We start from the raw sequence: 1,158 nt of genomic DNA, 5'->3' as shown, positions 1-1,158 counted from the left end.
CGGAGAAGGCAGAGGAATCCGACGCGCTGCTGCTCGGGTTCGAGAGCGAAAAGAACCGTTACGAACGCAACCTCGACTACGCGCGCACGATCGCCCGCCAGGATCCGAAGATCGTCGCCACCGTCGTGAAGAACTGGGTGTCCGATGAACGCTGAAGGCTTGACCAAGAGCGCGCTCCTGCTGATGTCGATCGGCGAGGAAGAGGCCGCGCAGGTATTCAAGTTCCTCGCGCCGCGCGAGGTCCAGAAGATCGGCGCCGCGATGGCCGCGCTGAAGAACGTCACGCGCGAGCAGGTCGAGGACGTGCTGCACGAATTCGCGAAGGAAGCGGAGCAGCACACCGCGCTGTCGCTCGATTCGAGCGAGTACATCCGCTCGGTGCTGACCAAGGCGCTCGGCGAGGACAAGGCCGGCGTGCTGATCGACCGCATCCTGCAGGGCAGCGACACGAGCGGCATCGAGGGCCTGAAGTGGATGGATTCGGGCGCCGTGGCCGAACTGATCAAGAACGAGCATCCGCAGATCATCGCGACGATCCTCGTGCACCTCGACCGCGACCAGGCGTCGGAAATCGCGTCGTGCTTCACCGAGCGGCTGCGTAACGACGTGATCCTGCGGATCGCGACGCTCGACGGCATCCAGCCGGCCGCGCTGCGTGAACTCGACGACGTGCTGACGGGCCTGCTGTCCGGCAGCGACAACCTGAAGCGCAGCCCGATGGGCGGCATCCGCACCGCGGCCGAGATCCTGAACTTCATGACGAGCGTGCATGAGGAAGGCGTGCTCGAAAGCGTGCGCCAGTACGACGCCGAACTCGCGCAGAAGATCATCGACCAGATGTTCGTGTTCGAGAACCTGCTCGACCTCGAGGATCGCGCGATCCAGATGGTGCTCAAGGAAGTCGAGTCGGAAACGCTGATCATCGCGCTGAAGGGCGCGCCGCCGGCACTGCGCCAGAAATTCCTCGCGAACATGTCGCAGCGCGCGGCCGAACTGCTCGCCGAGGATCTCGACGCGCGCGGCCCGGTACGCGTGTCCGACGTCGAGACGCAGCAGCGCCGCATCCTGCAGATCGTGCGCAACCTGGCCGAGAGCGGCGCGATCGCGATCGGCGGCAAGGCGGAAGACGCGTATGTCTGATTCGGCGAGCGATCGCGC

Annotated in this window: 1 protein-coding gene; it reads left to right on the top strand. The window is 65.2% G+C overall.

From position 1 onward, the window contains the following. Positions 1 to 144 precede the first annotated feature (144 nt). Positions 145 to 1,140 carry a flagellar motor switch protein FliG gene (gene fliG / locus JYJ84_RS37175; protein ID WP_122946491.1) on the top strand — a complete coding sequence of 332 codons (996 nt, stop codon included), beginning with the start codon at positions 145 to 147 and terminating at the stop codon, positions 1,138 to 1,140. The last annotated feature ends 18 nt before the right edge of the window (positions 1,141 to 1,158 follow it).

Origin of the sequence: Burkholderia sp. LMG 13014, from assembly GCF_905232215.1 — a bacterium.
Classification (GTDB): domain Bacteria; phylum Pseudomonadota; class Gammaproteobacteria; order Burkholderiales; family Burkholderiaceae; genus Burkholderia.
Note: the sequence above shows the minus strand (reverse complement) of the source record. Positions and strands in the feature narration are given on the sequence as shown.